This window comes from Verrucomicrobium sp. BvORR106, assembly GCF_000739655.1.
Lineage (GTDB): Bacteria > Verrucomicrobiota > Verrucomicrobiia > Verrucomicrobiales > Verrucomicrobiaceae > Verrucomicrobium.
This window is the reverse complement of the sequence record NZ_BATR01000053.1, coordinates 103,598-112,261: the sequence shown is the minus strand read 5'-3', so window position 1 is coordinate 112,261 and position 8,664 is coordinate 103,598. Positions and strand designations below refer to the sequence as shown.

Annotated in this window: 8 protein-coding genes; 3 read left to right on the top strand and 5 right to left on the bottom strand. The window is 59.8% G+C overall.

What is annotated here, in order from left to right:
• On the bottom strand, window positions 1-1,807 hold a 1,807-nt coding region (locus BV106_RS08665), incomplete at its 3' end, for a 7TM diverse intracellular signaling domain-containing protein (protein ID WP_051945442.1).
• A gap of 361 nt (window positions 1,808-2,168) precedes the next feature.
• On the bottom strand, window positions 2,169-2,474 hold the full coding sequence (locus BV106_RS38205; protein WP_265595460.1) for a hypothetical protein: 306 nt from the start codon (window positions 2,472-2,474) through the stop codon (window positions 2,169-2,171).
• Window positions 2,475-2,502: 28 nt separating this feature from the next.
• Here BV106_RS38205 and BV106_RS38200 point away from each other — a divergent pair, with 28 nt between their 5' ends.
• Window positions 2,503-3,807 carry a PEP-CTERM sorting domain-containing protein gene (locus tag BV106_RS38200; RefSeq protein ID WP_265595459.1) on the top strand — a complete coding sequence of 435 codons (1,305 nt, stop codon included), beginning with the start codon at window positions 2,503-2,505 and terminating at the stop codon, window positions 3,805-3,807.
• Window positions 3,808-3,847: 40 nt separating this feature from the next.
• On the opposite strand, the gene BV106_RS08655 is transcribed toward BV106_RS38200, so the two are convergent.
• From BV106_RS08655 to BV106_RS08645, 3 genes are all read right to left on the bottom strand, one after another.
• Window positions 3,848-4,525 carry a hypothetical protein gene (locus BV106_RS08655; protein ID WP_265595458.1) on the bottom strand — a complete coding sequence of 226 codons (678 nt, stop codon included), beginning with the start codon at window positions 4,523-4,525 and terminating at the stop codon, window positions 3,848-3,850.
• 62 nt (window positions 4,526-4,587) lie between these two features.
• On the bottom strand, window positions 4,588-5,808 hold the full coding sequence (locus BV106_RS08650) for an MFS transporter (protein ID WP_051945440.1): 1,221 nt from the start codon (window positions 5,806-5,808) through the stop codon (window positions 4,588-4,590).
• A 238-nt stretch (window positions 5,809-6,046) separates the two neighbouring features.
• Complete coding sequence (locus tag BV106_RS08645; protein ID WP_038163425.1) at window positions 6,047-6,805, bottom strand: 3-oxoacyl-ACP reductase family protein; 759 nt, start codon at window positions 6,803-6,805, stop codon at window positions 6,047-6,049.
• Window positions 6,806-6,884: 79 nt separating this feature from the next.
• On the opposite strand from BV106_RS08645, the gene BV106_RS08640 reads away from it, so the two are divergent.
• Complete coding sequence (locus BV106_RS08640) at window positions 6,885-7,493, top strand: TetR/AcrR family transcriptional regulator (protein ID WP_038163423.1); 609 nt, start codon at window positions 6,885-6,887, stop codon at window positions 7,491-7,493.
• Between the two features lie 127 nt (window positions 7,494-7,620).
• Window positions 7,621-8,550 carry an EamA family transporter gene (locus BV106_RS08635; protein WP_265595457.1) on the top strand — a complete coding sequence of 310 codons (930 nt, stop codon included), beginning with the start codon at window positions 7,621-7,623 and terminating at the stop codon, window positions 8,548-8,550.
• Window positions 8,551-8,664: the final 114 nt, after the last annotated feature.

Sequence of the window (8,664 nt, the reverse complement as noted above, 5' to 3'; positions counted from 1 at the left end):
GTACCAGGGTTTGAGTCAGCACGAGATCCGTCTCAACCCAGAGATCCGCCGGCGCCTCCTGCACCAGGGTCAGATCTGCCTGCTCGGCCAGGGACTGGTGCAAGGCCACCGCCGGAGCCATCAACAAGGGAGCGGGATGAGCCGAGATCGCCGGTTTGCCCGCCCGCAGCCGGGCCCAGAGCACGAGGTCTTCGATCATGAGGAGCAGAGCGCGGCTGGTACGCGCGGCGTCTTTTGAAAAATCTCCTTCCGTGATTTCTGCGGCACGCATCAGCCCAGTAAGGGGGCTCCGAAGATCGTGCCCAATCACAGACAGCATGCGGTCTTTGTCGGCATTGGCCGCCTGGAGTTCGCGGGTGCGCTCACGCACCTCCTCCTCCAACTCGTCGGCATACGTTTCCTCGATCATGCGCCGGTGCTCGGTCTCTTCGACGAGGGACTCTTGTGCCCGTGCAAAACGGTCGGCCACAGCCAGGGAGAGGAGAAGCATCTCCAGGGCCGAGCCGATCATCAGTCCCCGCATGCCAACATCCCGGTACAGGGAGTCCACAAACCACACGGCGACCATCGGAAGGGAGCCTGCAAAAAGGCAGCCAAAGGACAGCAGAAAAAAGCGAACCTGGCGTCTCCGGGTGCGCCACATGCAGAATGCCACCGTCAGCAGAAAGACATGGGTGAGCCCGATGCAGACAATCAGGAGAGGCAACCCTGAGGCAGCGACCCAGGGCACGAACAGAGAGACCACGGCGATCAAGACCAGAAGAGCACCCCACCGCTGCATCCAGATGCTAGCCCTAGGAAATGAGGTCCGCACCTCCAGAAAGACTCTTGCAAACTGGGTGAGACTGCCGCCGACGAGGGCGATCATCAAGGTCAGGACTTTCTCCAAGTGCGGTGAAGCTAAAGGCACCCCGACCGCAGGCAGCATCGCTCTCGCCAAAATCATGAACCCCACCATGGAGCCAAGATACATGGCGTACCAGCCGATGTCCGGTTGGCGCAAGCGAAGCCACAGCATCACATTGTAGCCCCACAATGCCAGGATGCCGCCAAGGTAAACTCCCTCTGCCAGCCCGTTGCGGAGTCGCGCTTCGTGAAAAGCGATGGCATCCGGCCACCATACGAGTCGGGCGTAGGGATTGAAATAGTTCTCCAGTCTAACGTACACCAATCTGCTGGTCGAAGCGGGAAGCGTCACAGAGATGGCTGCTTCGCGCCCCTTGAACTTTTTGTCCGTCACCGGCACACCTTCCCCCGTGAGTTCGCTTGAAATGAAAGACCCAGGCGGAGAGGTTGGCTCCTTGACCCAGAATTCCACCTGGTCGGCAAAGTAGTCGTCGTTCTCCAGGATACCTTCCAGGCTCGTGGTGGGGCTGGGGTTGTGCAGGCGCACCTTCACCCACAAGGCCCTGGTGCGCCCGGACACCGCGACATTTTCACCAGGCCATGCTGTCCATTCTTCGGCGCGGATCGCTTCCACCTGGGACAAGATCAACTTCTCCTGCCAGTCGTCGAGATACTCCACGGAGAAGCCGGAATGGCCGGGCAGGGCCTGCGCTCCCGGCCTGCTGCCCGCGTAGCCCAGCAACAGCCAGGCCAGCAACAGCATCACAATCAACGGCACCACCGTGAATGCGGGCCACGGAGTGGGACGCTGGGATTTCATTTTTTCCAGCCTCTCCGTATTCGCGCCCAACGCAAGTGCCACGGCCCAAAAAACCCCGTAGTCGCTACTGGGTTTGGCGAGTTGAGCCCCATGGCCCGCACCAGCATAGATGGAGGTCTGCTTGTTTTTCCATGCCGGCATCAACCCCTCGACTGATTATGAAACATCGCATCGCTCTCCACCAAAGGCCTGGGCAGAAGGGACCCGGGAGAGAGTGGTTGGACGGACTTCGACATGGCCTCGGTTTGTTTGTGACTTTAGCCCTGTCGCTGCCAACGACGAAGGCGATAGCCAAGATTGAGTACGAAGGAAGCACCTACTCGACAGCGTCCGAAACTGCGATCGGCCATGCTGGTGCTGGCAGCCTCCTAGTTAATGAAGCCTCGAGTCTTGGCGTAGGTGCTCTGCGTGTGGGACGCTACTCTGGACCAGGAACCGTGACCGTGACTGGCAGTGGCACAACCCTGACTCTCAGCAATGAGCTATTGATCGGCCAATTCGGTCAGGGCACCTTGAATCTTGAGATGGGCGCAACCATGACGGTCAGCAGATCGATCACACTGGGATCGACAGGAAGCGCCAGCCTCAACATCCGTTCAGGGGCTGTGCTCACCAGTACCGGCGTTCCGACTCTACCCACAATTTCGACGACAAGCATCGGCAGCACTTCCGGGGTCGTTTCCGTATTGGTGGACGGTGCAGGTTCGAAATGGGAAAGCCCCAGTATGGGGATGGGCGTTGGCAACTCTTCCAACAATCGCACCGCGAGTTTCACGATCAGCAACGGAGGCACCGTTTCGACCAACATCTTTGCTGTCAACAGAGGCAGCAGCCTGGTGGTGACCGGAAAAGATACCTTTACCCAGGCTGCGGCCACGTTGGACCTGACAGGAGGGATCAGAATCGACAGCACCGCAACCAACTCTGCCGTCGTCAGTGCGGGCGGTGTCATCAACGCCCGCGGCAACAGTTTTATCGGCTCCTACTTGAACGAGGAAGGTGCCATGACGGTGACTGGCGCAGATTCACAGATGAATGTGGTCGGGGATCTCACGCTTGGTGATTCCAGCGGGAAGGGAACCCTGACGGTTTCTGAGGGGGCGGTGGTCAGCGTTTCAAAGACAGGTTCCGCATTAGGAACGGGTGATGGCAAACTGACCATAGGGGGCATGCCGACGAGCACCAACCCCGGTACGCCCTCCAGTGTTGGGCTACTGCGCATTGGCACCGGGGGAGTCGCAGGGAAGTTGAACGTTGCCGAAGTGTATGGTTGGACTTACTCCAATAGTCTGGTGCCTCCTGCCGACTCCACCATCCTCTTCAACCACAATGAAACCGTTTACCAGTTCACGAATGCAGCCAACAGCGGCATCTTGATCAGCGGCAGTACGAAAGTGCAGCATCTTGCAGGCACCACCATCCTGACGGCCGCCAGCACGTACCAGGGCGGCACCGCCATCACCGGGGGCACTCTTCGGGTAAACAACACCACGGGTTCAGGCACCGGGACAGGGGCGGTGACGGTGAGTGGCACGGGGACCTTGGGCGGCAGTGGCCGCGTCACGGGCAACATCACCGTGGAAAGCGGCGGGGCCACGCATCCCGGAAACTCAAAGATCTTCTCGGGGGCCAATCTGGAGTACAAAACGGGATCGACCGCCAAGTTCACCCTGGGTGCCCCCGTCTCGCTCGGAGAGTCTCCCGTTGCCGGGCAGGACCACGATCAGATTGCCCTCACGGGAAATCTGAAGTTCGGGACGGGTACTACCCTGGAACTGCAACTCACGGCCTCCACCATGGCCTACTTTCACGATCTGGACGGGACAGATCCCGAGGCGAATTATTTCCTCTTCAACCTCGATAGCTCTTCGGTTCTTGGACAGTTCGACTTCTTGAACGTGATGCTGGATGGCACCACCTACACCCAATACATCCTGGAGGGTCGGGCGACGTTCGCGGACCTGGGCCTCACTGTGGACATTGGCTATACCGGGAATGCCGCCACCAACTCGCTTCTCGGTGGGAATGACGTGACGATTCAAGTGTCTGCCGTGCCGGAGCCTCTTACTGGGTGTCTTTTGATTTTTGGGGGTGCAGGGGTGTTGTTCACCCGAAGGAGGAAGTCATTGATTGGGGTCTGAAGTAAATAGGTTTGGGATGCTGTTTCCCGTTAAAGTGAAATCACGAAGCAACTGGCACACCGTGACCGCTACCCGAGCTTGATGCAGGGTTGTCCGATTCCTCACCCCGACTCTGCGCCTGATTCAAGAATGCTCGAACTTCGTCAATGGCCGCTTCGAACGTCAAAAGCTCTTGAACCTCAGGAATGCCCAGGTGCACTTCGGATGACAAACCTACTGTCATCACAAGCCCTTCACCAAAAGCGTGCCAGAGCAAGAAATCCCCAAAAGCGACGCATTCTTCGCGGGTCAGATTCGATCTCTCGGGCAGGAAGATTTTCAAGACTCTCTTCTCCTCACCTGAGAACATGAATCTGGAATCCGCTGGATCCACGAAATAGAGATTCCTCAGAATGGCCCGCACGTCCATCGGACCCTTGGCGGATCTTCGCGATTGGATGCTCCATCCAGGAACAGTTGGCGCAGCCTTCGTGAAGGTGTCGATCGCTGATGCGGTTTCAAGATCTCCCTCTGGAGAGAAGATCAGAGAAATCACATCCTTCTCCGTCCAAATGTCAAAACAGAAAGGAAGCCGGTGCTTCTCCATCAGTTCGTTGATCGAATCGAACACCTCACGCTCCCGGCCAGAAAAATAGAGACCACTCAACCTCTGAGCTTCATCGGTCAATTCGAGCCAGAAGTGCCGGTCATTCATTACGCCGCCATAGTATCCTTTCACGGCACTAAGTCCATTGCGCCTGTCGCAATTTGGCAATGTACTTTGCGAGAAATCGGCCCACCTCACGAACAATCAGCGCACCCCTGCGGCAAGGTTGCCGTCGAAGCTTTTGCCTTGGATCGCGTCACGTTGACAAGCACCAAAGTCGTAGTCAATGCCAGCACCACCACGATGGCCGCGGCGAGGCCGACGTTTGCAAGGCCGTAGGAGTCCAGCACCCGCCCACCGACGATGGCTCCAAGGCCGATGCCGATATTGGCACCAGAGATGTTCAACGAAGCCCCCAGGGCCGGAGCCTGGGTGACGGCCTTCATGACCCTCACATGGGATCCCGTAAAGAGTGCGGCCTGGCAAATCCCCCACACAACCAGCACGATGCCCAGCAAGGCGTGCTGATGGATCACCGGCACGAGCACGGCCATGGCGACGACCATGGGGCTGCCGAAGAGAAGGGTCACACCGAGCGGTCGCTTGTCCACGATGCGGCTGGAAAGCCAGTTCCCGAGGAGGCCCACCGCGCCGAAGCCCATGAGACACCAGCCCACCGTTGAGCCATCGAACCTGGCCAGCTTCTCCAGGATGTCTGCCAGATACGTGTAGGCGGTGAACATGCCTGCGAAAACGAGCATGGACAGGATCACGTGCCCGACGATCAGAGGATCTTTCAGTACCGCCAGCTGGCGGTTCACGGAAACGGGTTCCTCATGAGGATGTACCGCCGGCATGAAGAGCTGCAGCAGCACGGCCTTGGCGAGAGCCAGAACGGCCAGCGCCCCAAAGGCCACCCGCCAGCCAAACGCGTCTGAGATGAGCGTGCCGATGGGAATGCCAAAGATGGTGGCGACCACGATGCCAAACGAGACCATGAAGATGGCCTTCCCCGACTTCGCTGGCCCAGTGATGTTCACGGCAGTCTCACTGGCCAGTGACCAGAAAACAGGCAGCATGACGGCCGGAATGAACCGGGCAAACGCCATGACGCCGATGTTCGGCGAAAGCGCTGCGATGAGGTTCGACACCGCGAACAGGAGCAGGGTCGCCACAAAGAGCCGCTTGCGATCAAACCGTGAAACCCACGCCGTGAGCGGCGGCCCCACAATGGCCACCGTGAAGGCGAACAAAGTGACCAACAGCCCGGCCTGGGAGACGGTGACCTTCAAATCCCTCGCCATGGGCGGGAGCAGCCCCACAATAACAAACTCCGTGGTCAGAATCGTGAAGCCCGCGGCGGAGAGCAGGTAAATCGGGAACCACGATGGCCGGGGCGAGAGAGAGTCTGACATGGGAGATTTCTGATTACGCCTGACGATCATGAAGGGGGACAAAAACTGAGGTCAAACCACAGAGACGCAGAGGGGTGGAAAACTTCAAACTTCAAAATCCAAATCTCAAAATCCGAGCTCCGATCCCGCCCCTGAATCCATCTCGTTGATCTGCCCAAAATCTTGTCAATCCTGTCTGGTTTTGCCCCCTCTGTGTTCTCTGTGCCTCTGTGGTTAAATTACCACTCGCATCCACCCATTAAGCACCAAAGCCACCATCAATGGTCAAGCTGGTGCCGGTGATGTAAGCCGCCTCGGCACTGGCCAGGAAGGCGACGAAAGCGGCGATCTCTTCGCCCTTGCCGTAGCGATCAATAGCCATGAGTTTCTTGAGGCTTTCTGCGAAGGGGCCGGTTTCGGGGTTCATGTCCGTGTTCACGGGGCCCGGCTGGACATTGGTCACGGTGATGCCACGGGGTCCGAGGTCGCGAGCCAGCCCTTTGGTCAGGCCAGCGACAGCCGCTTTGCTCATGGCATACACGCCGCCCCCGGCGAAGGGCATGCGGTCGGCATTGGTGCTGCCGATGATAATGATGCGGCCGCCCTCTTTCATGTGGCGGGAAGCTTCCTGGGAGGCCACAAACACACCGCGCACGTTCACCGCGAAGGTGCGGTCGAAGTCCTCCAGTTTGAACTCTTCCAGCGGGGCCATGAGAGCGACACCGGCGTTGTTCACCAGAATGTCGAGACCACCGAGAACGCGCACCGTTTCGTCGACGGCGTTCTTCACTTCTGCGGCGTCTCCGCTGTCAGCCTTGATGGCGAATGCCTTGCCACCAGAGGCCTCGATGGATTTGACCACCGCCTCCGCCTTCTCCTTGGCGCTGGTGTAGGTGATGGCCACGGAGGCGCCTTCAGCCGCAAGGCGGATGGCGATCGCCTCGCCAATGCCGCGAGATCCTCCAGTTACAAGGGCCACTTTGTTGGCGAGTCGGGCAGCAGTCGTTTCCGTTTTCATGTTCGTTCGTATTATTTACTGAATGGTACACATATCAGCGATGGACATTTCGACGTCAACGATTAATTTACCAAAAGGTATGAAATCAGAGAAAACTCCCGCAGCGCCCGGTCGGCCCCGTGCTTTTGATGTCGATCAGGCGTTGGAGACGGCGATGAACCTGTTCTGGAAGCAGGGGTATGAGGGCACTTCCCTGACGGACTTGACCGAAGCCATGGGGATCAACCGGCCCAGCCTGTACGCGGCCTTTGGGAACAAGGAGGAACTCTTTCGCAAAGTGGTGGAACGCTACGGCTCCGGTCCAGGAAGGCATGCGACGACCTCGCTGGCGGAGCCCACGGCCCGGCAGGTGGCCGAGGCGATGATTCGTGGCTCGGTGAATCTGCTGGGGGACAAGAGTCACCCGCGTGGGTGTCTGATGGTGCATGGCGCACTGGCCTGTAGCGAGGACTCCGCGGAGGTGCAGCAGGACATGGCCGCCATGCGCAGCTCTGCGGAAACGCAGCTGCGCGAGCGTTTCGCCCGGGCTCAGGCGGAGGGCGACCTCCCAGTCACCGCCAACCCGGCGGACCTGGCGCGGTTCGTCCAAGCCGTGACGCAAGGAATGGCCGTACTGGCGGCCAGTGGGGCCACGGGGGAAGAACTGGCCCGCGTGGGAGATCTGGCCATGCAGGCGTGGCCGAAGTAGGCCACCCTCCCGCCAGGATCTCCGGCCGCGAAGTCACGGCGGACAAACCTCCCCGCCGTTCGTATGCAAGGGGACAGTGGCTCCCTCATCCTCGTCAGCAGGCACCGCGTCCTCCCCCACCCTTCCGGTGTCCCCCTCCCCGACCGAGGCTGCGGCCAGACCACCGCTCCTGCTCACCCTGCTGGCCTTTGCCGCAGTGTACCTGATCTGGGGCTCCACCTATCTGGGCATCCGGCTGGCTACCGACACCATGCCGCCCTTCCTCATGGCAGGGAGTCGATTCGTCCTCGCGGGAGCGTTCCTCTATGGGGTGCTCCGTTTGCGGGGTGAGGCCAGGCCCCCGGCTGTGGCCTGGAAGGATGCGACCATCATCGGCGGCCTCCTGCTGCTGGGAGGGAACGGCGGAGTCAGCTGGGCCCAGCAATACGTCCCCACCGGGGTCTCAGCGTTGATCGTCGCTTCCGTGCCCCTTTGGATCGTGGTCACCGACTGGTTGCGACCTGGCGGAACCCGCCCCCGGGCGACGGTCATGATCGGGCTGGCCCTGGGATTCTTCGGCGTGGTGCTGATGGTCTTGGGCAAAGACTCAAAGGGCCATCCCGTAGTCATTCCCCTGGGCGCCGTCGTGCTAGTGCTCTCCACCATCACCTGGGCTCTCGGCTCCATCTACTCCCGCCATGCCAAGCTGCCGGGATCAGCCCTGATGGGGATCTCCATGCAGATGATGGCCGGTGGCGGACTACAGCTCCTGGTGGGCACACTCCTGGGTGAGCTGCCGAGGCTACGTATTGACCTGATCAGTGCGACCTCCGCCTGGGCCTTTGTTTACCTGACCTTGATCGGCTCCCTCGTTGGCTTCACTGCCTATGTGTGGCTCATGCGCACCTGCAGTCCGGCGCTGGTCTCCACGTATGCTTATGTGAATCCACTGGTGGCAGTAGCCTTGGGCTCACTGGTGCTGAAGGAGCCCGTGCCCCATGCCATGGCGACAGCGGGCGGGCTGATCTTGGCGGCGGTGGTGCTGATCACACTGACGAGCAAGCGAAGGGCGAAGTGAGGGATGAAAGGCGGGCGAGGCCGATGGTCTCAATGCTACATAGTAGAGTTTCGTGGCGTTATGCTCCACGCCAACGGCGTGATACAAAACAGCCCGGGGTAAGACCGCGAAGCG